The 26,884-nt window shown below is 70.6% G+C and carries 17 protein-coding genes, 1 pseudogene and 4 CRISPR repeat arrays (1 of these 22 only partly in view); of the genes and pseudogenes, 7 read left to right on the top strand and 11 right to left on the bottom strand.

Annotated features, from left to right (window positions below; translation table 11 throughout):
* Positions 1-2,060: direct repeats of the CRISPR family, unit length 28 nt; unit sequence GGACCACCTCCGCTCGCGCGGAGAGCAC (it extends 103 nt beyond the left edge of the window).
* Positions 2,061-2,078: 18 nt separating this feature from the next.
* The 8 genes from cas2e to cas3 form a co-directional block, all read right to left on the bottom strand.
* Positions 2,079-2,390: a type I-E CRISPR-associated endoribonuclease Cas2e gene (cas2e, locus tag AB0O40_RS15350; RefSeq protein WP_365040593.1), complete on the bottom strand. Its 312-nt coding sequence runs from the start codon at positions 2,388-2,390 to the stop codon at positions 2,079-2,081.
* Positions 2,378-3,337 carry a type I-E CRISPR-associated endonuclease Cas1e gene (gene cas1e / locus AB0O40_RS15345; RefSeq protein ID WP_365040685.1) on the bottom strand — a complete coding sequence of 320 codons (960 nt, stop codon included), beginning with the start codon at positions 3,335-3,337 and terminating at the stop codon, positions 2,378-2,380. Before cas1e ends, cas2e begins: the two co-directional genes overlap by 13 nt.
* A gap of 89 nt (positions 3,338-3,426) precedes the next feature.
* Positions 3,427-4,086 carry a type I-E CRISPR-associated protein Cas6/Cse3/CasE gene (gene cas6e / locus AB0O40_RS15340; protein WP_365040590.1) on the bottom strand — a complete coding sequence of 220 codons (660 nt, stop codon included), beginning with the start codon at positions 4,084-4,086 and terminating at the stop codon, positions 3,427-3,429.
* Positions 4,087-4,090: 4 nt separating this feature from the next.
* A complete protein-coding gene (gene cas5e / locus AB0O40_RS15335) occupies positions 4,091-4,966 on the bottom strand; it encodes a type I-E CRISPR-associated protein Cas5/CasD (protein WP_365040587.1) in 876 nt (291 codons plus the stop codon).
* Positions 4,963-6,162 (bottom strand): type I-E CRISPR-associated protein Cas7/Cse4/CasC, encoded by a 1,200-nt coding sequence (gene cas7e, locus AB0O40_RS15330; protein ID WP_365040584.1) that lies wholly within the window; start codon positions 6,160-6,162, stop codon positions 4,963-4,965. Before cas7e ends, cas5e begins: the two co-directional genes overlap by 4 nt.
* A 122-nt stretch (positions 6,163-6,284) precedes the next feature.
* A complete protein-coding gene (casB, locus tag AB0O40_RS15325) occupies positions 6,285-7,091 on the bottom strand; it encodes a type I-E CRISPR-associated protein Cse2/CasB (protein WP_365040582.1) in 807 nt (268 codons plus the stop codon).
* 46 nt (positions 7,092-7,137) lie between these two features.
* A complete protein-coding gene (gene casA, locus AB0O40_RS15320) occupies positions 7,138-8,748 on the bottom strand; it encodes a type I-E CRISPR-associated protein Cse1/CasA (protein WP_365040579.1) in 1,611 nt (536 codons plus the stop codon).
* Positions 8,749-8,990: 242 nt separating this feature from the next.
* Positions 8,991-11,825: a CRISPR-associated helicase Cas3' gene (gene cas3, locus AB0O40_RS15315; protein WP_365040576.1), complete on the bottom strand. Its 2,835-nt coding sequence runs from the start codon at positions 11,823-11,825 to the stop codon at positions 8,991-8,993.
* 172 nt (positions 11,826-11,997) lie between these two features.
* Positions 11,998-13,246: direct repeats of the CRISPR family, unit length 29 nt; unit sequence CGGACCACCTCCGCTCGCGCGGAGAGCAC.
* A gap of 718 nt (positions 13,247-13,964) precedes the next feature.
* On the opposite strand from cas3, the gene AB0O40_RS15310 reads away from it, so the two are divergent.
* Positions 13,965-14,843, top strand: a complete 879-nt coding sequence (locus tag AB0O40_RS15310) for a hypothetical protein (RefSeq protein WP_365040574.1) — start codon at positions 13,965-13,967, stop codon at positions 14,841-14,843.
* Positions 14,844-15,672: 829 nt separating this feature from the next.
* On the opposite strand, the gene AB0O40_RS15305 is transcribed toward AB0O40_RS15310, so the two are convergent.
* Positions 15,673-15,867: a hypothetical protein gene (locus AB0O40_RS15305; RefSeq protein ID WP_365040572.1), complete on the bottom strand. Its 195-nt coding sequence runs from the start codon at positions 15,865-15,867 to the stop codon at positions 15,673-15,675.
* A 103-nt stretch (positions 15,868-15,970) separates the two neighbouring features.
* On the opposite strand from AB0O40_RS15305, the gene AB0O40_RS15300 reads away from it, so the two are divergent.
* Positions 15,971-17,194 (top strand): helix-turn-helix domain-containing protein, encoded by a 1,224-nt coding sequence (locus AB0O40_RS15300; RefSeq protein ID WP_365040569.1) that lies wholly within the window; start codon positions 15,971-15,973, stop codon positions 17,192-17,194.
* 279 nt (positions 17,195-17,473) lie between these two features.
* Positions 17,474-18,905: direct repeats of the CRISPR family, unit length 29 nt; unit sequence CGGAACACCTCCGCTCGCGCGGAGACCAC.
* 125 nt (positions 18,906-19,030) lie between these two features.
* Here the strand turns inward: AB0O40_RS15300 and AB0O40_RS15295 are convergent.
* The gene (locus tag AB0O40_RS15295; protein ID WP_365040566.1) at positions 19,031-20,311 is read right to left on the bottom strand and encodes a helix-turn-helix transcriptional regulator; all 1,281 of its coding nucleotides are present in this window, start codon (positions 20,309-20,311) and stop codon (positions 19,031-19,033) included.
* A gap of 184 nt (positions 20,312-20,495) precedes the next feature.
* Here AB0O40_RS15295 and AB0O40_RS15290 point away from each other — a divergent pair, with 184 nt between their 5' ends.
* From AB0O40_RS15290 to AB0O40_RS15280, 3 genes are all read left to right on the top strand, one after another.
* Positions 20,496-20,954: a hypothetical protein gene (locus AB0O40_RS15290; RefSeq protein ID WP_365040563.1), complete on the top strand. Its 459-nt coding sequence runs from the start codon at positions 20,496-20,498 to the stop codon at positions 20,952-20,954.
* Positions 20,955-21,058: 104 nt separating this feature from the next.
* Positions 21,059-21,757, top strand: a complete 699-nt coding sequence (locus tag AB0O40_RS15285; RefSeq protein ID WP_365040561.1) for a methyltransferase domain-containing protein — start codon at positions 21,059-21,061, stop codon at positions 21,755-21,757.
* 307 nt (positions 21,758-22,064) lie between these two features.
* A protein-coding gene (locus AB0O40_RS15280; protein ID WP_365040683.1) for an IS5 family transposase occupies positions 22,065-22,929 on the top strand; the annotation gives its coding sequence in 2 pieces (ribosomal slippage) (positions 22,065-22,426 and positions 22,425-22,929; 867 coding nt in all).
* A gap of 27 nt (positions 22,930-22,956) precedes the next feature.
* On the opposite strand, the gene AB0O40_RS15275 is transcribed toward AB0O40_RS15280, so the two are convergent.
* Positions 22,957-23,301 carry a hypothetical protein gene (locus AB0O40_RS15275; protein WP_365040559.1) on the bottom strand — a complete coding sequence of 115 codons (345 nt, stop codon included), beginning with the start codon at positions 23,299-23,301 and terminating at the stop codon, positions 22,957-22,959.
* Positions 23,302-23,397: 96 nt separating this feature from the next.
* On the opposite strand from AB0O40_RS15275, the pseudogene AB0O40_RS15270 reads away from it, so the two are divergent.
* Together AB0O40_RS15270 and AB0O40_RS15265 are read left to right on the top strand one after the other, a co-directional pair.
* Positions 23,398-24,255 (top strand): annotated as a pseudogene (locus AB0O40_RS15270) (IS630 family transposase).
* A gap of 47 nt (positions 24,256-24,302) precedes the next feature.
* Positions 24,303-25,424: direct repeats of the CRISPR family, unit length 24 nt; unit sequence CACCTCCGCTCGCGCGGAGACCAC.
* A gap of 735 nt (positions 25,425-26,159) precedes the next feature.
* Positions 26,160-26,828 (top strand): hypothetical protein, encoded by a 669-nt coding sequence (locus tag AB0O40_RS15265; protein ID WP_365040557.1) that lies wholly within the window; start codon positions 26,160-26,162, stop codon positions 26,826-26,828.
* Positions 26,829-26,884: the final 56 nt, after the last annotated feature.

The following is a 26,884-nucleotide window of genomic DNA, read 5'->3' as shown; positions in this document are numbered from 1 at the left end:
CCTGTGCAGACCTGGCCAACGGACCAGCTCCGCTCGCGCGGAGAGCACACCGGCTACGCCTTCATCGCCCTCGACCCCACCGGACCACCTCCGCTCGCGCGGAGAGCACAGGGTGTTGTTCGGGTCCTGCTGAAGCGCGGACGGACCACCTCCGCTCGCGCGGAGAGCACGCGCGCATGCAGACCATGACCAACCCGAAGGGCGGACCACCTCCGCTCGCGCGGAGAGCACGTGGCCACCCTGACCGACTCCGCGACCGGAACGGACCACCTCCGCTCGCGCGGAGAGCACGCCTTCGGTAGGTAGAGGGTGGCGTGGTCGACCGGATCACCTCCGCTCGCGCGGAGAGCACGCGGTGGCGCGCGCGTTGGCCCGCCACGAGTTCGGACCACCTCCGCTCGCGCGGCGAGCACCCAAGCTGGCCCGCCGTGAGCGCCTTGAACTGCGGACCACCTCCGCTCGCGCGGAGAGCACGCGATCACCTGGTCCAACATCTGGATCGGGCTCGGACCACCTCCGCTCGCGCGGAGAGCACAAGTCGGGGGACGCGACTGAAGCAGTCGACGCCGGACCACCTCCGCTCGCGCGGAGAGCACTCCACCGACTTCCCGAAGCGATAGCGATCGGTCGGACCACCTCCGCTCGCGCGGAGAGCACCCGACCGACCTCCCCGGACAGGTCGCCGAGACCGGACCACCTCCGCTCGCGCGGAGAGCACCTGATGGCGAGGCCGCGCACGTACTCGGGGTTCGGACCACCTCCGCTCGCGCGGAGAGCACCACCTGCGGGCCCCGCTGATGCTTGCCCTCGTCGGACCACCTCCGCTCGCGCGGAGAGCACGGCGCCACGCTGCCCTGCTGGTCCGAGACCGCCGGACCACCTCCGCTCGCGCGGAGAGCACGGCTCCGGCAGCCCGACGCTGTTCGTCGGGGACGGACCACCTCCGCTCGCGCGGAGAGCACGTCTGGAGGAAGTGGGCCAGCGTGTCGGTCACCGGACCACCTCCGCTCGCGCGGAGAGCACGGCGGGGTCTTCGGCGGGTAGGTCGGCGGAAGCGGACCACCTCCGCTCGCGCGGAGAGCACGTCTTGGCCTTGTCCTTCCGGCTGGCCTCCGGCGGACCACCTCCGCTCGCGCGGAGAGCACGTAGCGGCGCTCGCGCCGGAACGTGCCGAGGGTGGACCACCTCCGCTCGCGCGGAGAGCACTTCCGCCGGTAGAACAGGCCGGTGTACGTGGACGGACCACCTCCGCTCGCGCGGAGAGCACCTGCGTCTGAGCCTCCAGCGCGGCGCGTTCGGCGGACCACCTCCGCTCGCGCGGAGAGCACACTTCCCCACTGGCAGGCCGGCTTCCCCACTGCGGACCACCTCCGCTCGCGCGGAGAGCACGATCGCGGTGCGCGTGGCGGTCAGGAAGCGGCCGGACCACCTCCGCTCGCGCGGAGAGCACAGGTGGAGACAACGGGGCCCAGGTGCCCTACGCGGACCACCTCCGCTCGCGCGGAGAGCACACCATCCAGGCCGTCGCGCTCAGGAGCAAGGGCGGACCACCTCCGCTCGCGCGGAGAGCACGCTGGGGAACCCGGCAGGTCGCCGACTATCGGCGGACCACCTCCGCTCGCGCGGAGAGCACGGGCTGGTGCCGCCGGGTGAGCCCGGGCGGTGCGGACCACCTCCGCTCGCGCGGAGAGCACTACGCCCGTCCCAGAATGCCGAGCCGTGAAGAAGGACCACCTCCGCTCGCGCGGAGAGCACGATCCCCTTGCGCTTGACGGGGCGTACCAGTCCGGACCACCTCCGCTCGCGCGGAGAGCACAGGGTGGCCCCCTGCTCGACCGCGCGGTAGGCCGGACCACCTCCGCTCGCGCGGAGAGCACTGGTCACCGGCGACCGTGCTGGAGACGAACATCGGACCACCTCCGCTCGCGCGGAGAGCACGGTTGCCGAGGCTGACGGCGAGGTTGTTGCGGCGGACCACCTCCGCTCGCGCGGAGAGCACTCCGAGGTCGTCCCAGAACCGATCCGTGCCGACGGACCACCTCCGCTCGCGCGGAGAGCACCCTTCGCGACCTGCGACGTCAAAGCGGGTTTGCTATTTCATTGCCGTCGAAGTTGTACGCGATCAAGGTCAGGCCGTCGAAGTCGATAGGGTGGCGCTTTCTCGTGCCTGCGGTTTGGAGGGTGAAGCCCTGTTCGGTGTCGCTGGGGTGGATGAGGACGGCGATGCCGTCGCCGATGGATTGGGAGACGGCGGTCCATAGTTCGTTGCGAACGCGGGCGGAGAGGGTGCCGACGTACAGCTCGGGGGTGACTTCCAGGAGCCAGCGGGTGAGGGCTCCGCGGACGTGGGCCGGCACGGCGGAGGCAGAGATGACGGTCATTGCGGGCACGGGTGGGCGTCTCCGGTCTCAGGCCCGGATGCGGCGCCGTGGTTGAGGCCGCCGGGTACCGCTCCGGCCACCGGGTCCCACAGGTCCACCAGCTGCTCCGAGGGGTCTGGCACGTCGCGGGAGCGGTCCTTCGACGGGTCCAGGAGGTCTTGGATGTCGGCGACGATGCGGGGCAGCAGCTTGAACAGGCGCAGGCCGTCACGGAACGACCGGCGGGCCTCGCCTTCCGGGTTGTGGGACGCGTGCAGGCTGAAGGCGAGCGGGATGGTGAGCTCGGCTTTGTACAGGTCGGCGACGTCGTAGACGAAGGCCTGCTGGTTGCCGCTGTGCACGAAGCCGAGTGCCGGCGAGCAGCCCAGCGCCACGATGGCCGCGTGGACGATGCCGTAGAGGCAGGTGTTCGCCGAGGAGAGGGCGAGATTGACGGGGTCCTGACTGTCCCAGGCAGCGGGATCGTACGTGCGGCGGAAGCGCCCGATGCGGTACTGCTTGGCGAGGAGCTGGTACTGGGCCTTGACGCGGTGGCCCTCGAGGCCGCGCAGCGTTGCCAGGTTGCTGCCCGCCGGTGCCGTGCCGGTGCCGAAGCGCTTCTCGTACATGGCCTTCGCGACCGCGAGACGTGCCTGGTCGTCGGCCCAGGCCCTGGCCTGGCGTTCGAGCCAGACGGTGCTCAGGGAGTCCGGCTGCGCGGCCGCGTAGGTGCGTACGCCGCCGGCACCTGTCACCACCACGGTCGTTCCGTGCCGGGCGAGCGTGGTGAGGGCTCTGGCAGTGATGGAGGTGCCGGGGCCCAGGAGTACGCAACTCAACGCAGCCGTGGGCAGGTAGACGGTCTGGGTGCCGTGGCGCTCGCTGGTGACCTCGGCGAGGACTCCCGTGTCGTCCTGTTGGACGCGGACGATGTCCAGGTAGAGGAAGGACAGGGAGTCCGCGACGCGCGGCAGCATGGCGACGGTGGGGGCGGCGAGCCGGCGCCGGGCCCCGGACGGGGTCGCCACGGCGCCGGCTGCCGGCCGGTCGGGTCGGGCCATGGGGTTCACCGTCGGGGCGGGGCGATGGTGAGGAGCCCGCAGCCGTAGGCCTTGCCCCGTCCGATGCCGTCGAGGAGTTTGGTGCGGAGCTCGTCGGCGTCGACGATGGTGGCCGTTCCGTCGAACTGTGTGCGGGCGTGCTGGAAGCGCTGCGGTGTACCCGGTCCTGATGCGGCGCGCTGGACGAGTGCGGTGTCCAGGGGCCGGGAGCTGACCGTCTGGGGTTGCAGGCCGGCGGCAGCTGCCTGGCGGACCCACCATTCGTCCGCTGCCGCGCCGCTCAGCGGTACGGCCGCGGGCAGGTCGTACAGGGCGCGGGTGGTCCGGCCGGGCTTGCGCACGGGGCTGGCCACGCACCGGTACTGGACGGTCAGGCCGGGGCGCAGGGCGTCCAGGAGTGCGTCGAGGGGCTTGGAGGCGCTCTGGCCGTAGCCGGCGGGCAGCTTGGCCAGGTCGGGGCGTTCGCTGCTCTGGATCAGCAATTGTGAGCCGGTGGGGGAGTCCTCGGTGCGGTACAGGACGTGGAAGCGGGCCCGCGGGTCGGGGCCGGCGTGCTCGGGGAAGAGGGACATGATGCGGCGGTGCATGCCGGTCGCGCTGCCGTGGTCGCGGCGGACCTCGTGCGCGCGCGGGTCCGGGATGATGCGGGTGAGCCAGGCGGGCACGTTCTTACTCCTGGATGGTGTTCTGGTTCTCGTGCAGGTAGGTGCTCAGGGCGTGCAGGTGCGCCGCTCCGAGGCCGTCCTCGAACTGCCGGGCGGGCAGGGGGAGCGTGCGGCGGTACAGGGGCCGGCTGCGATAGCTGCGCTGCGTCTGTCCGAAGGAGAGGGGCCGGTCGTTGACCGTGCTCGTCGCAGGCAGGCCGTCGTCTTCCTGTTCGGTACCTCCGTCCGGCAGGCGCAGGCCGTCCAGAGGCGCGCTGGACAGGAACGTGACGGGCGTCGTCGCCGAGTCGTCGCCCCCGTGGTCCGGGCGTGGGGCCGCGATGGGCAGAGCGACCAGGTGCGTCAACGCCTGGCTGGTCCGGCCCAGTAGAAGCGGCCCCTCGGGAGGGCAGGAGCGCCGGCCCAGGTACAGCGGCCACCGGGGCCGGCGCAGCGCGGTGGCGCAGGCCTCCAGCAGCCGGGCATCGGCTTCGTCTCCTGCCCGGCCCGTGACGGCGCAGGTGAAGACGGCGTCGGCGAGGTAGGTGCGGTGGCTGAGGAGGGTCGTGGTGGAGCCGCTGCGTTTCTTGCCCTCGGCGGTGGTGACGGTGCTTGTGGCCGGCAGGCCGCCGCCGACGGTGTGCAGGTCCCGCAGCAGGACACCGGGCCGGTCCACGCGCACCGTCAGCGACAACTGCGCCAGGTCCTCGATGCTCTCGCCGCGGGCGCGCCCCAGGGCGCCGGCCAGCAGGCCGACGACCCCGGAGAGGGTGGGGAACGCCGCGGTGTCGCGGTCGTTGAAATGACTGCGCTCGCCCCAGGACTGCATGGGCCCGGCCAGCCGCAGCAGGAGCCCCGGCTGCGTGGTTGCGGGCGCCGACACGGCAGGGCTGGAGGTCATGCCGAGACCCCGTCGGCGCCGGCCGCGAACGCCGTGGTGAGGGCGGAGTCCACCAGTTCGTCGTAGGAGTCGAAGTGGCTGCCCAGGCCCTCCAGGTCCTTGGTGTCGATGCTCGCCCACCCGGCTCCGAGGATGTGCCGCTCCCCGAGCAGCTTGTTCGCAACCCGCGCGTATTCGGTCAGGGCCGTACGGGAAGGCGCTGCGAAGCCGCCGCGGTCCGCCGCCCGCACCGGCGCTTCGAACGCGGTCGCGAACGACAGCGGCCGGTCTGCCCGGACGGCCAGGTGGACGAGATCGGGGATGGTGTGCGGCGCCGTGGAGTTCTTCTTCGCCTGCGGGAGGGACCGGATGACGGCGTGCACGAACGCCGCTACCAGCTCCCGCGCAGCCTTCACGTCCCCGCCGATGTTCGCCGCCAGGTCCTCGAGGTCGATGGTGGCGAACCGGTAGAACGTCCCGGCGCTGAACTCGGCGTGCCCCATGTGGCCGCTGCCCGTGGCGTCACCCCACAGCTGGGTGATGTCGTCCACCGCCGAGAAGTAGTCGGTCTCCACGTCCGTCTCGTGCGTGGTGAGCGCATGGGCCACCTGCACCGCCCCGTCGACGCCCGCATCGTCGATCTCGGCCAGCATCCGCCCGAACACGTTGATCACGCCGTTGCGCGTCCGGAGGATCGCCTCGACCCGCTGCCCGGGCAGGACGCTCTTGTCGGTGGGCTTCTTGATGTCCTTGGCGCTCTCCAGCGTCGCCCGGTGCTCCTCGGCGAGCGCGGCCAGTTCGGCGACCGCGGCTTCCGGTACGTAGACCAGGGCGTTGGTCAGGACCTTGTTGGGGACCACGACCGGGGCGGCCTTGTCGCCGGCGGCACGGTCCCTTTCCTTGGCCAGTTCGAACTTGATCCCGCTGGCCGCCGCCAGGTGCGCACCCGCGCGCTCGGCCAGCGCCGGCGGCCAGCCCCGGCCGGCCAGGTCCTGGGAGACGCGCTCACCGATCCGGCGCGTACGCAACGCGGCCTGGCCGATCAACGCCTCGAAGTCCGCGCGCGCGGCGCGCTTCCACGACTGGCTGCTGACGCGGGTCCGCAGCGCGTTCCCGTAGAGCACGGTCTTGACGGAGTTGGTGTCGTCGCGGTTCAGGTTGGCGAACGGGACGCTCTGAAGAATGTGGATGTCGATGAAACGGGCGGCTGCGGACATGCTCGGTGGATCTCCCTCTACATACGAGTGGTGACTACATGCGAGTGGTGAACGAAGCGCCGGGCTCGGCGCGGGCCGGTCCCTCCACGGGAACCGGTCGGAAAGGGGGCGGCGCGGGCCGGTCAGGACACGGCAGGCGCGCCCTGTACCTGGGCTGCCTGGCTTGCCTGGTCTTCCTGGTCGCGCTGGTCGGCATCGGCGCGGCGTTGCCTGTCCCGCAGCCGGTAGTAGTCCTGCAGCCAGCGGCGCGCGATACGGGGCTTGGAACGCCGCCAGAAGATCAGATCCCCGAGGAGCTGGCCCCAGTCGACCTCCACGTCCAGGTCCCGCAGGTAGCGCACCGTCCCGGGCAGGTGACGGTGCAGGCCCGGCACGCTCTGCCGGGTCAGGAGGTTCAGCCGGCTCTCCGCCGTGCCCTCCCGCATCTCCCGCTCCCGGCCCGGCCCGGACGCGACCGCGACGGCGAACGCCGCGCCCAGACTCGTCCCGTAGCGGCCGGCGCTGACAGGGCTGCCGACGGGCTCCTGGACCTGGTCGCTACCGGACGCCGCTACGGATGCCACCGACGGCTCCGCGTCTGAGTCGGAGCCGGGAGCGCCGGCAGGGTCGGGGGAGGGGGTGGCCCCTTCCTCTGCCTCCTCAGGGAGGTCCTGGCTCCGCCGGGTGGTCGCGGCGATCATCGACGCCACGGCGTAGTAGGCCCACTCCGTGTCCTCGGTCATCGGCTCGCCCTCGGGCAGCCACCGGGCCACCAGCCGGTCCATAGCCCGCAGCCTCTTGTCGTTGACCGGGCGTCCCAGCCCGCCGCGTAACGCTGCCCGCGCCCCGGGATCGGCCGCGCACAGCGAGGCGACGTGGGTGGTGAACGCCCGCCGCCGGTCCTGCCCCTGTAGGCCGTAGGGCACGGCCTCTTCCTTTGTACTGGTCATCGAACTCTCTGTGCTCCTTGATTCTTGTTCCATGGGTCGTTGCCGGTCACGAGACGTCGGCGCCCTCGAGCGGTACCTGCTGTCCGCTCCGCGGGGAGGGCGTCTTACGGGGCCGGCCGTACAGGTCGAGGCGGGCCTCGAAGACGGCCTTGGCTCCTCGCTGCGTGCCGGTGACCGGCCCGGTGACCGTGTCGAACGCCTCCTCGGCCAGCCGCAGGAACGCCCGCCGGGCCGCGACCGCGTCGAACCCGGCGTCGTCACGGGTCCCGGAACGGTCCAACAGGTGGAAGCGGTGCCAGAACTCGTCCGCCGCCTGCGGCCAGTACCGGGCGGCCGCCTGAGCCGCCCAGGCATCTCCGTTGGCCTTCGCATCCCGGGTGTAGTCCGCGAACGCCCGCCGGACTGCCTTGTCCAGGCGCCACCCGAACATCTCGCCCAACTGCCGTGCCCGGGCGATGGCGGGGGCCGCTCGCGCCGCCTCCCGCTCGGTGAACCCGAGGACCGGGGGAGTGGAGGCGTCGATGAACTGGGTGTCCTTGGCCTGTCCGTCCTGCTCGAACCCCAGGGCCCGCACCCGCAGGTCCTCACCGACCTCATGGGCCTCGAGGAACACCATCGGCCGCTGCGGCTGGGAGGATCCGGCAGGCTCCTTCAACAACAGCGCGTCCAGGTCCCGCCACAGCGCCCGACGCGAGTCCGCCGGCCGCGGATAACGGTTGCCCTGCTGGCTGGTCTGCCAGATCAGGTAGTCGTCGGCACGGGGTAGGCGCCCGGACCGGTAGGCCCACGTGATGAACGCGTCACTGACCAGCGCCCCGTCCGTGTCCGGGTCGGGTACGAGCAGCAGGGCGTGCTGGGAGCAGGCCGTCAGCCGCGAACACGGCCCGGACGGCGGCCGTTGAGCCGCGTCGGGGTCGGGGAGCGCATCCCACTCCCACGGGCACAGGTCATCGGCACGGCGGACGACGGCCGGCGGACGGACCAGGCCGGCGAGCAGCGTCTCGAAGAGGGTGTCGCCCTCGGGGTGGTAGGACATGGCCGTCCGCAGCGGGCCGGCCGTGACGTTCGAGCCCTTCACTCCGGCCACCTCGCGGGCGGAGCAGCGGCCCGAAGGTCCGTAGTAGTGCCACACCAGCAGGTTCAGTGCGGCCTCGGACGCGGTCGGCAGGTGCGGTGAGACATCGCTGCCGTGGCGGCCGAACCAGGCGTGGTTGTTCCCGGAAGGCCTGGTGACGATCAGTTTGTTCACGCCCGCGGTCTTGGCCGGATCACACTCTGCGCGCAGCCGGGGGTCCTGCATCCACGGCCGGCCGCCCTCAGCGTCGTAGAGGAAGAACCGGTCCCGGTACCCCTCCAGATAACCGGCCACCTTCTCAGCCGGCAGGCGGCCCTTGTCGAGGGCCACCAGCCGCCGCTCGCCCCAGTCTCCCGGGCCCGCTTCGTCCAAGCCCGCCACCCGTAACGTCAGGGCGTACAGGATCCGCAGCAGCGCCGAGTGCGCAGGTGGCGAGGCCACCGCGAGGCCGGCGATGAGATGGCTCTCGACGAACAGCTCCCTCAGCCCGACCCGGTCGGGTAAGCGGCCCCGGTCATCCACGGCGGCGACGGTCCAGGTCACCGGGATCCACGGTTCGTCGATCAAGTTGTACGTGCCCATTGACAGAGCGCTCCTGAGTGCGACACACAATTGGTTCGGGCTTCCTTGCAGACGCGAGGGTGATCCGACGGCCGCTTGGAACGACAGGCCGCCCAGCCCTGATCTACTCGCGCAAGCGGGTGGGCACCGCCTCCGCGCGGCCGGTGACCGCCAGCGCGCCACCGACCGCGCGGAGTGGCACCACGCTAGGCCGCCAGATCTGGAAGACGGCAGCTTGTAACCGGCCACAGTTGAGAGCGGAGTCATGGCCTCTCCAGCCCCACCTCCGACAACAGCACCACCCGTCCCCCCAACTGCCCACTCCACACCCCCTCCCCAGCCGGGCGCATCCTGACCAGCGTCAACTCCCGCAGCAGCGGCTTGTCCCGCCAGCCCGCCGGGGGAGCCTCCGCCTCACCCGTGCCCTGCAGCCACCCGCCCGGGACCGGCGCGACGCGCAACATCACCGCCGCCACCTCGTCCCGGGACGGTCGGCCGCCCGGCACCGCCACCTCACCGCCCGGATCCAGCGAGAACACCCCGCCAGGCTGCTCGTACAGACACACCACACGGCCGCTGTCCGCCCCGAGGCGCGTGGTGAGCAACTCCTGCGTGACACCCGCCTCGCGCAGGCTGAGCCGCTGCAGGTCACCCCCGACATCCTCCGGCGAACAGATCGTGACCAGTGCGGCCAGCTGTGACTCCGCCATCGCCCCGGCTTGCCGGACCACGTCCATCCGCATGAGCTCCCGGCCCGCCGCCGCATCGAGCCCGACCGTGAAGTCCGCCGTGTACACGGCATCCACCAGCCGCTGCACACCGTCCGGTACCTCGATGCCCTCGCCGGCCTCCGCGGCGAGCAGCAGGGCCGTACGCCGCAACAACCCCGGGTCGTACACCGTCCCCCAGCTCCGCGGTACTGCCGTCACACGGTCACCGTCCACCGGCTCCAGTACCACCAGCCGGGGCCGGTCCTCCGGCCATGCCCAGGGCGGCCGCCCCTGCGGGCCACGGGCATGTCGCCGGCCACGTCCGGCCCGCTGCAGCAACTGGGCGAGAGGCGCCAGATCACTCACCACGAGATCGAAATCGAGGTCGAGGGACTGCTCCACGACCTGGGTCGCCACCAGCACCGAAGCCGGCCGCACCGCCGCCCCCTCGCGGCCCGGCTTCCCGTACGCTGCCTTGCACTCACCGGTGATCCGGGCCCGGACGTCCGCCGGGAATCGCGAGTGCAACAGCCGGAGCCCACCGGCCTGCGCCGCCAGCTCGGGAAACGCCGCTTGCAGGTCCCGGAACGTCTGCTGCGCCTCGGCCACCGTCGTACAACACACCAGAGCGCAGCCACCCTGCTCCACGACCGGCAGCAACTCTTGCCGCAGAGCCTCCCGCCGCCCGCCCGCAGCGACCGCCCCATCGGGCGACGCGCAATCCCATGCCACCCGCCGCAGCGCGACATCAAGCTGTCGAGGACGCTCACTGACCACCGCCCGCGGCTGCGACACCTCGCCCGTCCGCGCCGGCACGAACAGCCACCCCGGATACCGCGGCTGCACCCCGCACGCCTCGGGGAAGCCCGCTCCCCGGCGGTACGCGTTGACCAGCGAACTCGCCGACTCCCCGGTCAGCGTGGCCGACAGCAACACCACCGGTGTTCCGAAGGCCCCCAGCCACTCCAGCAGGCGCACGAGCAGGAAGTGCATCCAGGGTCCGTACGCATGAGCCTCGTCCACCACGAAGACCTTGTCCGACAAACCGAACAGGCGGAGCACGTTGAACGGCAACGGCAGCACCCCGGACAGGACCTGATCGATCGTCCCCACACCCAGCGGCGCCAGCAGACCGCGATGCCGCCCTCGCAGCCAGACCCCGGCCTCCAGCGCGGTCGCCGGATCAGAGCTGGTCCCACCCCCACCACTGGCGGCGGCCTCACCCACATAGACAGGGCTCAACCACGCCATCGAATGCAACAGGGACATGGCCCGACTGCCGCCCACAGCGGCCTCCACCCACTGCCGCAACCGCGGGAACATCGCATCCGCCGTCGCCATCGTCGGCAACGCCACGAACACCCCGCGCGCGCCACTCGCACGCCCCAACACCGAGGCACTGTGCAGCGCGGCCTCCGTCTTCCCGTCTCCCGTCGGCGCCGTGACCAGCACCAGCCCGGCACCACCGCTCTCCACGAGCTTCGGCAACTGCTCGGCGAGGTCCGCCTGAAGGGGGTTCGGAGAGAACGGGAACACCTCTTCGAACGCGCCCTCCCCGAACTCGGCCCGACCCAATTGAGCCGCAGCCACCGCACCCGGAGCAGCCTCACACGCCCGCCGCCAGTGCTCGTCAAGGTCCGCCGCCGTCCCCTGCCACCCCACTGCCGGCAGCAACGGCCCGATGAAATCCACCTGACTGGCCAACCAGTCGGCGACGATCACCAGCCCCGCAACCACCACCGCGAGCTCCGCCGGCAGACCTCCGGCAGGCACCTCCCGCGCTCCCGTGACCCGACGGAGCTCGGCAAAATGCACCCGCCGCTGCTCGGCCCAGCCCGCGCCCCCCAGACCCGGCTGGTAGACACCCGCAGCGGCAGCCTCACGAGGCTGCAACACCCGCCCGAAGCATCCGTGGTGCCCGCCCAACATCTGCGCCACCTGATGGCTCACGCCCAGTCGCATGATCCGGTGCTCGCCGTACCCCGCCTCGGCCAACAACCCCGCCAACGCCCAATGCGTCGCCATCTCATGCCGAAGGCCCCGTTCCCCCTCAGCCCCTGGAGCAGACCCATACCGAGGCTCCGCCCGCACAGCACGGAACGCCTCCGGCACCTGGGCCTGGAACGGCGGACTGATCTTCCCCAGATCATGCAGACCGGCCCAGAAACACACCATCGCCCGCGCCTCAACAGCGGGAAGCCCCAAGCAATCACCCACACGGGCGCGCACCGACTCCGACAGCAACACATCCCACAAGGCACCGAAAACGGCCGCGGTGTCGATCAGATGGCAGACCACAGGATAGGGACGCGGAAGCCCATGCTCCTTGCCCCACATCCGGGCATCGAGCCGGGCTAATCCAGAACCAGCAGACTCAGAACTCGTCATGCCCCATCGATAGCACCCCCCACTGACAATGCCCCTGACCAGCAGATTCCCTCTGCCACTCGCCCGTCGCCGAGCTATCCCCATCCCTGCCGGCCCCCGACAGCCAGCCTGCCACGGCTCCCAAACGATCCTTCGGCACCACGACCGGGCCGACCGTGCGGCGGGCCCCGACCGGACCACCTCCGCTCGCGCGGAGACCACGACGCCTCGTGGGCCGCCTTGAGGTGGCCGGCGGAACACCTCCGCTCGCGCGGAGAGCACTCGGGCCCAGAACGCGGGGCTTCTTCCCGCCCCGGACCACCTCCGCTCGCGCGGAGAGCACACGGACTGGCGTGCGGTGCCGGCGGCGGCGACCGGACCACCTCCGCTCGCGCGGAGAGCACGACTCGCGACACCGGTCCCCCGTAGCCCAGACCGGACCACCTCCGCTCGCGCGGAGAGCACTCGGCCGAGTTGAGCAGCGCGGCGTTCGCCACCGGACCACCTCCGCTCGCGCGGAGAGCACAGCCAGCGTCGTGATTTCACCTCGCTCACCCGCGGACCACCTCCGCTCGCGCGGAGAGCACCCCCGTGCCCCCCGTGCCCCCCGGATTTTCGCCGGACCACCTCCGCTCGCGCGGAGAGCACGCCACACCCCGTTCGGGGACGCAGGCTGGGCCCGGACCACCTCCGCTCGCGCGGAGAGCACTCAAGCAGGTCTCCTACGCGGACCCGCGGATCCGGACCACCTCCGCTCGCGCGGAGAGCACCACCCGGGCAACATCGCGGCCCAGGCGGCCTACGGACCACCTCCGCTCGCGCGGAGAGCACCTTCTGACCCCAGCCCGGTAACAGTTGATCCGCGGACCACCTCCGCTCGCGCGGAGAGCACTCCTGCTGTACGCGTCGCTTCTCGGGGTTGGCCGGACCACCTCCGCTCGCGCGGAGAGCACGCCCGGCCGCACCTTCGAGGAGAAGGACACGGCGGACCACCTCCGCTCGCGCGGAGAGCACGTGGCCGAGGACGCGCTCGCATGCGGTGAGGGCGGACCACCTCCGCTCGCGCGGAGAGCACTCTTGCCCTGAATCGCCCTGGTCTGCGAGCCGCGGACCACCTCCGCTCGCGCGGAGAGCACCCAATTGCCTGCACGATATCGACCGATGAACCCGGACCACCTCCGCTCGCGCGGAGAGCACGGGGATCAGCGCTGCATCGCCCCCCGGGGGCTCGGACCACCTCCGCTCGCGCGGAGAGCACCGCTTGTAGACCGCGCCGCGCACAGCAAGGAGCGGACCACCTCCGCTCGCGCGGAGAGCACTCGTGCTCATGCCGGGCCAGGTTCTCGGCAAGCGGACCACCTCCGCTCGCGCGGAGAGCACCGCTGCCTCGTTGGCCTTTGCCGCGTCCGGCCCCGGACCACCTCCGCTCGCGCGGAGAGCACCCCTTCATGACCTGCGCTTCAATGAGCCCTTTGCCGATTCATTGCCTTGCCTGAGTGCGTCACAGCGTCAGGTTACCCCTGGGCTTCCAGCGGTCTGTGTGCGTTGAGGTAGGAGCTGGGATGGCTCGCCGTTGGTCGTGGTCCGGTGTTGGACGGGTCTGCCGTGGCGGACGGGGGGCAACAGCTGGGTATCGGCCTCGCAGGACCGCGCCGTGGAGTTCGCAAACGCCCGGGGTGTGTGGGCGTTTGGCAGTTCGCGAATGATGGCGCGGATCGCGGCCCGGTCGCGGACTCCCCCCTGAATGGCGTGATCACTCCCACCCCATCGCGCAGCCCAGAGCACCCGCTGACCCCTCGACCGACCCGGAACCGCAGCTTCGACTACTCATCAAGGCTCTTGAACTGCGAGGCCGCTCCTCCGAACCGGAATCCACCGATGAGGAACAGGACGCGACTGCTCGAAATGACACGCCTTGGATCGAGCGGAACCAGGCGATCGGCCGAAACCCGGTCACGGCGGCGCCCCGGGCAGCCGCGGACGAGTGAGGACCCCGGCGCAAAAGCAACCAGGGGCACTCCGCCGTCCGGCTGTCAGTCCCCCTCTCTACTCTCTGGCCCCTCCTCACCCGAAGAGCGGTGAGCCCAGCGAAGGGAACAGCCAGTGCCCCGTACAACCCAACGCCGCCTTAGCGTTGACCTGCAGGAACTAGTCGACCACATGCCTGCCAGAGCGGCGGAGAAGGGGCTGAAGCCGCTGCCCGCAGTACCGGAAGGAGCGAGTACCCAGGTACTCCTCACGGATGACGTGGTCAACGCAGCAGAGTTCCTGGACCTCGCCAGCGAGCTCCAGGCGCGGATCCTGTACTTCGACAGCACCACCTTCACCGCGGAGGGGTTCGCCGTCCTCGATGAGGAACTGGATCCCGGCATCGACAAAATGAACCTGACGGCTCAAGACCGACGCGAGCTTGGACTGCTCCGCGGCGACGCACACACCCGAGACGGGCAGATTTCCGAGGTGGAGATGTGCTTCGTGGCCGCAGGCATGAACCACCGTTGGGTCAAGGAAGCCCCCTGGCACGCTGACCTGCAGGCCCGCTGGAGCGGGTTCCTCGAGGACCTTCACCTCTCTGCAGCCATGCGGGCTCAGGACGCCCACACCCGTGCCAAGGCCGAAGCAGGACGCATCGCAGCCCTACTCGCCGAGCGACCGGATTTCCGGGCCGCGACGAAGCGGTCCCGCTTCTACGGGATCGCCGACGAGGCGTACCCGCCCCCCTCCACAGGCAACGCCGAGCAGCTACACCAGCACCGGATCACCATCGACCGGGCAACAGACCAGGCCATGGCCCTGGTCGACACAACAGCCCACCGGATCTACACCGGCTACGAACGGGATTTCGACGCGTTGACCGACGAGATCACACAACAGGACGTCCTTGCCGCCGCTGGCACCGTGGCCGCACGCAACCTGCTCCTCCGCGAGTACCTCACACGGAAATCGGGCGGATACCCGCCACCGAAGAGGTTCATGGAACTGCTGATGCTCCATCCGCAGCTCCGACGCCCACGGCAGACCCAGACGGCGCTCGCCTGACCACAGTCATCGGCTCTGATCCATGTGCCCGTACCAGTGACGCACGCACAAGAAGCCGGCGGCGGAGAGGCGGCACCCACGCAGCGCGGTCCGCGAGCAACCCACCCCGCCAACGCGGACCGTACCCCCGCCGTCGACCCCTCCCGACACGAGGCGACCGCACCACCGCCCAGGGCCGGCGGGGCGCACCAGCTGCCGCGCTCCCCTTCAACCCGCCAAGGTCACTCCGCGTCGGCGCGGCCATCGCGGTGCCACATGCGCGCTTCGTCAGATGTCTCCCGCTCCGCCCAGCGGACCCACCGCCTGAGCTCCGCGGGCGGGCCGGCCGAGCACGGAGACGGAGGCAGACAGACGGACGCCTAACTCGTCCAGCGCATGGTGATCTGCACCCGGTGTGCGCGCGGAGGCGGGGTCAGTACTGGTCAGCCGGGTCCTTGCGGGTGATCGGTCGACACTTCGGGTCCCCCTGGGAATGCGCATGCTGGTTCGGGCGGGCCCCGGATACCGAGTCAGGCACGATGACGCGGGCCGGCCCGAAGACCACCCGCTGGCAGTAGCAACAGATACGCACGGCCTCAATGCGCCCTCTGCCAACAGAGCACCGGGTCATGGCGCACCCCGACCCCGCCCGCACAACGGGCGCAGTGCACGACGGCGCAGCCGAGCACCCGCCGCAATGAACCCGGCCCCTGGCAGAGCAGGCACCGCACCGCGGTGACACGGCAGACGCCCCCTGGATGCGCCGCCGAGCACTGGACGTCGAGCCCCAACCCGACGACGAACAGACTGACCGCCTCATCCTCCATCCGGGCCAAACTCCGCCACCCACTCACCGGGCGGCCCGCAGGGCGCTGGGCGGAGCTGTGAACTCTTTGTGGTCGTCCCCGCGTACGTACGCCACCTGCGCACCGTCCTCGACGAGTACAGCCTGCACGGTGCCCTCGCCGAGAGAGCGGGTGTCGACAACGCGGCGGTGCAGCAGCACGTGGTCGATCGAGGTGAACTTGAGCAGCGATTTGTCCATGGGCGGCGCTCCCCGTGATCGTCAGCGACTGGTAGAGAACCCTGCCGGTCGCTTCCCGGCCGATCCGCTGCCGCGTCCTATAGGGCCGCCCTATATTCGAGGGATGGAGCCTGAGCTGGACGTCTGGGCACACCCACACCTGCGCGCCGCCGCGGCGAACGAGGACTGGCCGGCACTGTTGCGCACCTGGCGGAAACTCACCCGCAGCAACCAAAGCAGGCTCGGGGCGCTGATCGGGCTGGCGCAGCCGGACATCTCCGCGATCGAAAACGGTCGGCGCACCGTGACCTCGGTCGAGGTGCGCCAGCGCATCATCGACGGCCTCGGCGTCCCGCTTGAACTCCTCGGGTGCCTCCAACGCGAGGACCTGCCTCTGCCCTCGCTCGTGCTGCCCGGGGTCGTCTCCGAGGCGGACACGGAGCGGCTGAGCGCAGTGCGGCGTGGCGGTGTCCGCCTCGACGTCGCTTCCATGGACGCCATGGACGCACTCCTCGCCGCGCACCGCCGTGCCGAGGACACTGTGGGCTCCCGGACGATCGCACCGCTGGTCCAAGCGCAGTTTGAGGAGGTGGCCGCCCTCTACGGGCAGGCGCGCGGCCCACTGGCGGACCGAGTGGTGAAACTCCTCGCCGAGTACGCCCAGTTTCTCGCTTGGATGGCGCAGGATCAGGACAACGGCCCGGCGGCGCTCGGATGGTTCGACCGCTCCTACGACTGGGCGTTGGAGTCCGGGTACGGCGACATGGCCGCCACGACCATGAGCATGAAAGCTCATCTCGCGTGGTCACAGGAGAACGGGCGGCGCTGCGTGCGGCTCGGCGAGGCAGCGGCCTCAACCCCGGGAGCGAGCGAGGCTACGCAGGCCATGGCCGTGCAGATGGCCGGCCGCGGCCATGCGCTGGAGGGCGACGCGGACGGCGCGTACCGCAGGCTGGACCAGGCTCAGCAGATCATCGCCGCCGCGACCGACGCCCCGCCCTGGCTGTACTTCTACGGAGAGGCCTGGTTCGCGGCGCAGCGCGGCATGGCCGAGGTGCACCTGAAGCATTGGACCAGCGCCGTCGAGAACCTGACCGTGGGGCTGGAGGGCTTCGACCGGTCCTACCGCAGAGACCGAGCCTGGTACGGATCCTGCCTGGCCCACGCGTATGCCGGGGCCGGGGAGGCGGAGGCCGCTCTCACCACAGCGTTGAGCATCGTCCACGACGCATCCGAAGTCGGCCGCCCGCACGCCTGGGCTGAGCTGCACAAGGTCGCTGGGTTGCTCCTGCGGCGCGGAGCGTCAGAAGGGCGGCAGCTGGTGGACTCGCTGGCTGCGATGGACTGAGAAAGCGCAAAGTGCCCCTCCCGGCCGCAGGTCGAGAAGGGCCGTTGCCGTTCTGGAGGGCCCGTACGACTGAGATCCCCAGCCGGTTTTGATCAGGCTGGTGGACTGCGTGGCCAGGTCAAGCGTGTCGAGCAGTGAGGTCTGGCCGGTGGCCGGCATGTGCGAGTGCCACCCCGTGATGCCGAAACCGGTGGACGTGAGGGGTAGAGGCCTGTGAGATAGCAAGCGGGCCCCGGATCCGACACCCACTGCTCCGATCCAGGGCCTGGCGGTACAGCTCATACCACCTCCGCTCGCGCGGAGGACACACGATCCCGGCCGCCCACGGGCCCTTCCCTGATGGACCCCCTCCGCTCGCGCGGAGACCACCAACTCGCGGAACGACACCATCTCTGGCCCTCCGGAACACCTCCGCTCGCGCGGAGACCACGTGTCCAGGAGGTCCTCCGCATTCGGGCCGAGCGGAACACCTCCGCTCGCGCGGAGACCACATCCGGCCCGAGCTGCACATGAGGGACACGAGCGGAACACGTCCGCTCGCGCGGAGACCACCCCAGCCTCGGGCTGGCGATGGACGCAGCGATCGGAACACCTCTGCTCGCGCGGAGACCACGCCGTACCCGCGTCTCCGACCTCCAGCTCCTCTGGAACACCTCCGCTCGCGCGGAGACCACGCCGGTTACCCAGAGCAGGGCCGCCTGGACTCCGGAACACCTCCGCTCGCGCGGAGACCACACCGGCAACACCCGCAAGGCTCTGGCCGGAGCCGGAGCACCTCCGCTCGCGCGGAGACCACCTGGGTACGGCGGTGATCCTGTCCCTCGTAGCCGGAACACCTCCGCTCGCGCGGAGACCACATGATCAGGGGGGATGCCCCTCCGGGGTGATCTGGAACACCTCCGCTCGCGCGGAGACCACCCCGGCCCCCACCCACGGGCCCGCCTGATCACCGGAACACCTCCGCTCGCGCGGAGACCACAATCTGCGGGGGCTGACCTTGCCGGGGACTCCCGGAACACCTCCGCTCGCGCGGAGACCACGAGTCCGGCCAGGAAGCCGGCGTCTGGGGCGGCGGAACACCTCCGCTCGCGCGGAGACCACGGCCTTGCCGGTGCTGTGCCGGCTGATGCGGCCGGAACACCTCCGCTCGCGCGGAGACCACATCGCGTCCGGTGACCGGGAGGCCGCGGAGTCCGGAACACCTCCGCTCGCGCGGAGACCACTCTTCGGTCATCACCTGCCGGACGGGGAAGGGCGGAACACCTCCGCTCGCGCGGAGACCACCCGCCCCGCACCCCGTAGGAGGTTGCTGTGTACGGAACACCTCCGCTCGCGCGGAGACCACGGTGATCCGCTACAACCTGGCCGCCCTGTGCTCGGAACACCTCCGCTCGCGCGGAGACCACTTGGGGTCGCCGAACAGCCTGGCGAGGAGACCCGGAACACCTCCGCTCGCGCGGAGACCACGGCCCCGTGGATTCTCCGCGGGGCCCCGACGACGGAACACCTCCGCTCGCGCGGAGACCACTGAACCCACTCGACCCGGACTACTGGACGAACCGGAACACCTCCGCTCGCGCGGAGACCACGACAACCAGGCCAACGTCGACGGCAACCGCTACGGAACACCTCCGCTCGCGCGGAGACCACTTCGGGTTGATGTAGGTGGTGCCCTCCGTCGCCGGAACACCTCCGCTCGCGCGGAGACCACACTTCGTGACCTGCGCTTCAGTGAGCCCTTTGCCGATACATTGCCTTGACTGAGCACGTCACGTCGCCAGGTTACTCGGCCGGAGGGGCAGGTGGGATCGGCCGGGCTGCGGCTCAGCAGCGAGGCTATCCGCCCGGCAGCACCGCGCCATGGAGTTCGCGTACGCCCGGGGTATGGGGGTGTCGTTCGGACAGTTCGCGGATGATGGCGCGGATCGCGGGCCGGTCGCGGACCTCGCCAGGGCTGGCCCGGTAGGCGTCCAGGAGGGATCGGGTGGTTTGTTCGGGACGGTTCCATGCCCACCAGGCGCGGGCCATGTCGGTGTTCATGCGGGCCTTGCGTTCGGCGGTGTTGAACTGGCCGGCACGCAGGTTCTTGCCCGCCTCCAGGGCGGCGCCGGCGTCGCCGAGGGCCCAGTGGACGCCGACGGCGTAGAGGTCCACGGCGGCCGGGGTGACGGGGAAGAGGCGCCCGGCCGGCACCGCCTGCGGAAGGCGGCGGGCGGCACGGCATGCCTCCTCGATCATCGCGAGGGCGTCGGACCGCTGTCCGCCGCGGGCGGCGGTATAGGCGAGGGTGCACAGCATCTGCGCGTAAGCGGCCGTTGCCGCGTCGGTGCGAAGGCCGGTGGTTTCGACGTCGCCGGCGGCCCCGGTCATCAGGCGTTGAGCGGCGGCGTTCTGGTCCTGATGGCGCAAGACGATGGCGAGTTCGCGGGCGGCGGCCGCGGCGGCCAGGGGGGAGCCAGAGACCTCGGCCCAGGTGCGAGCCCGGTCGGCGGTGATACGGGCGCGGTCGTAGGCGCCGAGCTTGCTCAGGACGGCGGAGGTCAGGCTGTAGACGGAGGACAGGCGTGCCTGGTCAAGGTCGCGCCGGGAACGGGCGGCGTGGTGCGAGTCGGCGATAAGACCGGGCAGCTCCGTCAGGAGGCTGCTGTGGACGCCCCTGTCGTAGAGGTCGCGGGCGGCGACAAGGCGTCCGTCCAGCGGACCGGCTCCGGTCGGTGACGGAGTGGCGGCCAACGCTTCGTCCAGACCTGCCAGGAGGCCGGCCGGGCCAGCGGCCACCGTGGCGGTGAGCAGCGTACGGCGGCGCATCTGGTCCTCCTCGGCCTCACGCGAACTGGCCGTCACTCTAGTGGCCGCGGGCAGTGGAACCAGAGAAGCGGCGAGGACGTGTTGGGGGAGGCCTACCGCGAGGGCTGCCCGGTAGAGGAGCTGGAGGTCGGAGACGCGGGTACGGCGTTCCAGGCGCGAGACGGTGGCAGGGGAACAGCCCAGGCGGTCCCCCAGTGCGGCCAGCGTCCACGAGCGGTGTTGCCGGCCGAGGCGGATGAGCGCACCGGGGCGCCGCTGATCGGTGAGCAGGCGTGCTTGCCTGCTGTTCCAGAGCGGGTCAACGGGCACATGTCCCTCCCACACCGCAGCACATGGGACCTCAACGGTAGGCCGGTGTACGGGGTAGGTCGAGACTCCTTTCACGATGTGCAACGTGCTTGCAAAGCAAGCAGGTTGACAGCTGATCGCGGCAAGGTACTGGTGCTATGGAGGAGGCGCTCCGATCCTCGGCGCCCCGTCCAAGGGAGGCACCATGGCAACCACCCTCGCATCCTCGGTCAACGACCCACTGCCCTCGAGCCGCTCCGTCCGGGACGTCGTACCGGCGGACCTGTGGGACAAGCAGGCCGGGCTGCTGATGCGCGACTACCCCTACGACTCGGTGATGGCCGCGCGAGTGCTCGGGCAGGGGTACGCGTACCTGCTGACCGCGATGGCGCACCGGGGCGAGCAACTGGGGCTCGCGCCGAGTGCCCTGGTGGATATCGGTGTGCACATGATCATCCTGGACACCGTGGCCTACGCCGAGCTGTGCGAGCGGTACAACGGCGGGCACTTCCTGCACCACGTGCCGGACATCGAGTTCAAGAACGACGGCTCCGTACTGAAGACCGCGCACCGCGTGGCGGCCGACGGCTGGGAGCTCGATCTGCCGCTGTGGTCGGACGCTGCCCAGTGCGGACCCTGCCACCCCGGCAACGACTCGCACTGACGGATTTCGGCCGGGTCCGGGTCGCCCAGGATGACTCGCACCCGGCCGGGTGAGATTGCGCCGAACCGGCCCGCGGCGGGAGACCGGCCGCCAGGATGAGGCGGGTGACCACCACCACCTCAGACCTCTGGCACCACTACGGCCGCACTCGCGCCGCAACGGACCGTGCTGTTCCCGACAGTTTCTACTGGATCTGGAGCCAGGACGGCGGTCCCGGTACGGAAGTCCTCGGTGACCTGGCCGGCCGGCGAGTGTGCGATCTGGGAGCGGGGGCTGCCCGGCACGCGGCCCACCTGGCGGTCCATCACGGTCCGGAGCGCGTCGCCGCGGTGGACGGCTCACCAACCCAGCACGCCATGGCGACCGATCTGTACGGCGGCAGGGTGCTGGCTCTGGAACTGGTCGCCGCTGAGGTCGTGGAACATCTGCGCGGGGCTCGCGGCAGGTACGACGTGATGTACAGCGTTTTCGGCGCCGTCGACTTCACTGATCCCGAGGAACTGCTGCCAGCCGCTGCGGCGGCGCTGCGACCTGGCGGACGACTGGTGTTCTCCACGCTCGCCCACTACCTCACCGGGGCACCCGCCGAGCCCGACGTCACGGCGGCGGACCTGCCGGCCAAGACCTCGGAGGGGGAGCCGGCGACGATGCGCCGATGGGTCCTGCAGGAGCAGGTGTGGACCAAGCTGCTCGCCGAAGCAGGATTCACCGCGATCACGGTGGAGCGCCTGCCTGCTCGAGGCGTCGGGCCGCGTACGGCGGACACACTCCTCGTCACGGCCGAGACGTCGGACAGGGAGTGACGACCACCCACGGTGGTGCCCTTTCATCCGCACGAATGACCCCAAGGATCTACCTCTTTGCGTGCTGCTCCAGGCGCGGCGTCAGCGCTCGAGGTTCGGGACGTAGCAGTTTCTGCGTGCGATCACGTGCCGCGGCGTGCTGAGGGGTTGGTCGCGGCGAACCGTGCCGCGCGCAACGTATGGAAGGAGCGACCAGCGGAGCCCCCGCCGCCCGGCCTGGCGGGCGACCGGCGGCGGCCCCGGATCGCGTCTAGGGTCCGTCCGGCGGATCTTGTGACTGTCCGACGATGTGATCGTTGTTCTGGTCGTGGGGCGGGGAGATCTGACCAATGACGAGTGGATGCGGCTTGAGCCGCATCTGCCGACGTCCGGTGGTCGTGGTGGCCGGTGGTGCGACCACCGTGCGGTGATCAACGGGATTTTGCTCCGGGTCCGCACGGGAGCGCCGTGGCGGGACCTGCCCGATCGCTTCGGGAGCTGGAAGACCGTCTACGGGCGACATCGACGGTGGTCTGCGGACGGGGCCTGGGACCGGATCCTCCAGGCGGTCCTGGCCGACGCCGATGCCAGCGGTCGGATGGACTGGAGCATGGTCAGCGTCGACTCGATCTCGTACCGGGCCCACCAGCACGCGGCTGGAGCCCCGCGAAGGACACCGCGAGTCCCGAAAAAGATCAACGCCTCGGCAGCACCGCGCTGACGAAGGACCGGGACGCTCCCGGGGCGGCCTGACCTGCAGAAGCCACCTCGCCGGCGCAGGCGGACGGCGTCCGCTGGCTCTGCTGATCACGCCCGGCCAGTGGGGTGACAGCCCGCAGCGGATCCCGGTTCTCGACCGGATCCGGGTCAAGCGGCCAGGTGGCGGGCACCCGCGGACCCGTCCCGATCACCTGGGCGGGGATAAGACCGATAGCTCTCGCCGGAACCGGCGCTACCTGCGCAGACGCCAGATCAAGCACACCATCCCCGCGCCGAAGGACCAGCGGGCCAACCGACGGCGCCGAGGCAGCCGCGGCGGCAAGCCGGCCGGGTTCGACAAGGAGATGTACAAGCGCCGCAACGAGGTCGAGCACACGATCGACCAGCTCAAGCACGCCAGGGCCGTGGCCACGCGCTACGACAAGCGTGCCTACGTCTTCACGGGCACCGTGACCGTGGCCTCGATCCGCTGATGGCTCAAGGCCTGATGGTCTAGTGCATCAGCGGGCGTCCAGCTCTTCGGCACGCTGTGTGAGTTCCGCCGCGATGTCGTCCCAGTCGGGACCGTGAAACGACAGGCTGAGGGCGGCCTCCCGCAGAAGAGCTGGCTGGTCCGGCCGTTGCAGCAGCACGAGCCGATAGGCGAGGTTGCGAATCCGAACCGGGAGCTGGCCGTCGACCACGTTCGGGGAGAGCTCTCGCAGCATCGAGAGGATCGCGTCCGCATCAGCGAAGGTCAGCTCTTCAATGAAGTAGTGCTCGTCGTGTTCTCGACTGCACGCCGGTGTCGGACGGTACTCATCTCCGTAGAGACATCGGGCGTGCTCGGTCAGCGTGCTGTGCATGCGCTGCAGCCTACGACGTCGGGATCCGCCGGACAGAACCTGGTGACCTGAGTCGGAGGTTCGCTGCCAGTTCGGCATGAGTCGTCCAACCCGAAGATTCCGCCGGTGTCGGTCGCTGATCCCCAGAGGGCGGTGCTGGAGGGCTGGTTACGGCGCCGCACGACGGTTCAGGCTCTGGCCCTGCGGTCGCGGATCGTGCTGGGGTGAGCCGAAGGCCACTCGATCATGGAGGTGTCCCGGTGGCTGCGGATCGCTGCGGACACCGTTCGCACCTGGCGTCGACGCTTCATCGAGCGGGGCTTGGACGGCTTGTGTGACGACCCGCGGCCGGGTGTCCCCCGGAAGATCACCGACGCCGAGGTGGAACGAGTCATCGTCAAGACGCTCTAGGAGACCCCGAAGAACGCGACCCACTGGTCGACCAGGTCGATGGCCGCGGCCACAGGCATGTCGCAATCGACGGTCTCAAGGATCTGGCGGGCATTCGCCCCGAACGCCGCAGCCACGACTACGTCCGGGCCGGCACCACCACCCTCTTCGCAGCCCTTGAGGTCGCCACCGGCAAGGTGATCGGCTCCCTCCACCGCCGCCACCGGGTAGCGGAGTTCAGGAAGTTCCTCGCCAAGCTCGACAAGGAAGTCCAGGCCGATCTCCAGGTTCATCTGATCCTGGACAACTACGCCACCCCCAAGACACCCGACAACAAGCGGTGGCTGCTGGCCCATCGCCGGTTCCGCCTGCACTTCACCCCCACCAGCGCGTCCTGGCTGAACCTCGTCGAGCGGTGGTTCACCGAACTCACACAGAAGAAGCTCAAGCGCGGCGTCCACCGCTCCGTCCAAGCCCTCGAACGCGACATCCGAGCCTGGCTCGCCGACTGGGACGAAGACAGCCGACGAGATCCTCGACAAGGTCGCCGCCTACTGCCGACGAATCTCCGACTCAGATCACTAGGCCTGCGCCGGTGGACCACCGCTCACGCGGAGTCACGAGCGCCGCACCACCTCCGCTCGCGCGGAGACCACAGGAACTGGACGTCCGGCATGCGCCTGGCGAGCGGACCACCTCCGCTCGCGCGGAGACCACGTGAGCGTGCAGTGGCAGGCCCAGGATCGCGGCGGACCACCTCCGCTCGCGCGGAGACCACGGTTCCGGCCGGCCGGCGGCGGGCCCGCCGCCCGGGCCACCTACGCTCGCGCGGAGACCACCGCATCTCACCTGGTAGCGACGATGCTGGCCACGGACCACCTCCGCTCGCGCGGAGACCACTACCAGGACCGGCCGACCAGCAGCTCGCCTGGCGGAACACCTCCGCTCGCGCGGAGACCACAACCTCGGCGTGCTGCTCGTGGCCTACTCCTACGGAACACCTCCGCTCGCGCGGAGACCACCGGCGACCGAGTTCGAGGTCCGATACGTAGGACGGAACACCTCCGCTCGCGCGGAGACCACAGCATAGGCGCGGGCAATCGTCGCCGGCTTCGCGGAACACCTCCGCTCGCGCGGAGACCACACCCCCAGGGATTCGACCTCGCCGACGGCCGCCGGAACACCTCCGCTCGCGCGGAGACCACGCTCATGCGGCGGTCTCCGTGAGGTAGCCGGCCGGAACACCTCCGCTCGCGCGGAGACCACACCGGTACGGAACTCCCAGGAATGCCGCGGCCCGGAACACCTCCGCTCGCGCGGAGACCACGTCAGGTACTCCTCGTATGCGGGGAGTTGCGCCGGAACACCTCCGCTCGCGCGGAGACCACGAAGGCTCATTGGCCCAACTTCCGTCCCAGGGCGGAACACCTCCGCTCGCGCGGAGACCACCGGACCCGCTAGGCCACGTGGTCCCGTCCCCACGGAACACCTCCGCTCGCGCGGAGACCACGCCGAAGCCGACTGGATCAACACCCTGCACGCCGGAACACCTCCGCTCGCGCGGAGACCACGGGTCCCCGGTGACCGCCGGGGCTGAATGATCCGGAACACCTCCGCTCGCGCGGAGACCACCGCGTGGACGTTCCGATGTCGTACCAGGTGAACGGAACACCTCCGCTCGCGCGGAGACCACGGGAGCTACCCTCTCCCCCCGGGCGGGCCCACCGGAACACCTCCGCTCGCGCGGAGACCACCCTTCGGGACCTGGGCTTTAGTCAACCCTTTGCCGATTCATTGCCTTGAATGAGGGCGTCATGGCGCCAGGCTACCGTGACCATTCATATGGAAATTCACTCAGGACCGCCTCTGCTTTCGGCCTCTCAGTTCGTCCACTCGAACATCGGAGGCGTGGGACTGTATGCGGGCGGCCGCCGCTCGACATCGAAGGATTGACCACAGCGTGACCGAGGGCCCCCGATAGGGAATGGCGGCCCGGGGTGCCCAGCCAGTTGCCTATCTGGACGGATGGGCCACCAGCCGACCCGGACCCACGATGGGCCCGTGGCGCTGGAAAGCACGTGGCCTCTCCTGCGACTGCTGAGCAGCAGCGACCTGTATTGGTACGGGTACGTGGGACAGCGCCGCCATGCCCTCCGGAACACCTCCGCTCGCGCGGACACGACCCTTCACGGGCTGTGCTTGGGTGCCTGCCTTGCCGTTTCATCGCCCTGCGTGAGGGGCCGGTCCTCCGGCTACCCCGCGGCCGTTTCTCGGGGAGGGTGCTCCGGGGCGCCTCCCTCTGCTCGGTGGTGGTTTGGGACGGCGGGTGTTGAGGGAGTGGGGCGTCGGATGTGGGCGTCGGACGCCGGGTGGCCTTGTACCACGTCCGTGGGGGATTGGGGGTGGCCTTGGGTGGGTCCGGGGTGTTCGGGTGGGGTGGTCGGTACCGTGGGTGGGACGGGTGCGTTGGGCGGGGAGGGGTGGGGCGGATGTCCACCACGGTGATCGGGTTCCGGCTCGGCTGGGATGCCAAGGGGCGGCAGGCCACGGTGCTGCTCACGCAGGGCGGGGTGCTGCACCAGAGCAGTGGGCAGCTCGGGCTCGCGCCGCGGCCCACCCGGCCGCACGCCCCGGCCGCCCCGGACCCGCATCCGGTGCCGCGGCAGGCCGCGACCCTGCGCAAGCTGTACGCCGAGCTGATCCACCGCGGGTACACCCGGGAGCTGATCGCGCCCGCCTGCGTCCGCCTCGACGTGGACGAACACCCGCTCCACCCGCGCCCGTACGGTGACCACGCGCCGCGTGCGCACCCGGAGTTGATCCGGGACTTCACCGGGGCCGCCCCGGCCGGTCACGGCTCGCTCGAGGAGGCGCTGACCGACTTCTACACGGCCATCGGACTCGCTCCCCGCCCGCGTGCGGCCCGGCCGGGCGGTGCGCCGCCGGCGGTGCGCGAGGGCCAGCGGGCGCTGGCCGAGGGCCGGGCGCTGACCGGGCGGCTGCGGCGGGGGGCCGGCTGGACCGTGACCGCCACCGGTGTGCGGCTGCACGTCGGACCGGCGGGGGAGAACCTCACCCCGCGCGAGGTGGCCGACCTGCAAGCCGCCCTCTCCGCCTGGCTCCGCCATCAGCGGCAGCCCGAACCGATCCGGGACTGACCGTAGTTCGCCGTACCGGTACGAGAACGGGGCCGCGGCCCGAGATCGGCTGCGGC

It is taken from the genome of Streptomyces sp. NPDC089919, from assembly GCF_040684615.1.
GTDB lineage: Bacteria > Actinomycetota > Actinomycetes > Streptomycetales > Streptomycetaceae > Streptomyces.
Note: the sequence above shows the minus strand (reverse complement) of the source record. Positions and strands in the feature narration are given on the sequence as shown.

What these genes read in the sequence shown, in the direction of transcription:
- cas1e (WP_365040685.1), bottom strand. Translation starts at nt 3,337, where the DNA reads ATGCTGCCGCGCGTCGCGGACTCCCTGTCCTTCCTCTACCTGGACATC.
- cas5e (WP_365040587.1), bottom strand. Translation starts at nt 4,966, where the DNA reads ATGACCTCCAGCCCTGCCGTGTCGGCGCCCGCAACCACGCAGCCGGGG.
- cas7e (WP_365040584.1), bottom strand. Translation starts at nt 6,162, where the DNA reads ATGTCCGCAGCCGCCCGTTTCATCGACATCCACATTCTTCAGAGCGTC.
- casB (WP_365040582.1), bottom strand. Translation starts at nt 7,091, where the DNA reads ATGACCAGTACAAAGGAAGAGGCCGTGCCCTACGGCCTACAGGGGCAG.
- casA (WP_365040579.1), bottom strand. Translation starts at nt 8,748, where the DNA reads ATGGGCACGTACAACTTGATCGACGAACCGTGGATCCCGGTGACCTGG.
- cas3 (WP_365040576.1), bottom strand. Translation starts at nt 11,825, where the DNA reads ATGACGAGTTCTGAGTCTGCTGGTTCTGGATTAGCCCGGCTCGATGCC.
- AB0O40_RS15310 (WP_365040574.1), top strand. Translation starts at nt 13,965, where the DNA reads ATGCCTGCCAGAGCGGCGGAGAAGGGGCTGAAGCCGCTGCCCGCAGTA.
- AB0O40_RS15305 (WP_365040572.1), bottom strand. Translation starts at nt 15,867, where the DNA reads ATGGACAAATCGCTGCTCAAGTTCACCTCGATCGACCACGTGCTGCTG.
- AB0O40_RS15300 (WP_365040569.1), top strand. Translation starts at nt 15,971, where the DNA reads ATGGAGCCTGAGCTGGACGTCTGGGCACACCCACACCTGCGCGCCGCC.
- AB0O40_RS15290 (WP_365040563.1), top strand. Translation starts at nt 20,496, where the DNA reads ATGGCAACCACCCTCGCATCCTCGGTCAACGACCCACTGCCCTCGAGC.
- AB0O40_RS15275 (WP_365040559.1), bottom strand. Translation starts at nt 23,301, where the DNA reads ATGCACAGCACGCTGACCGAGCACGCCCGATGTCTCTACGGAGATGAG.
- AB0O40_RS15265 (WP_365040557.1), top strand. Translation starts at nt 26,160, where the DNA reads ATGTCCACCACGGTGATCGGGTTCCGGCTCGGCTGGGATGCCAAGGGG.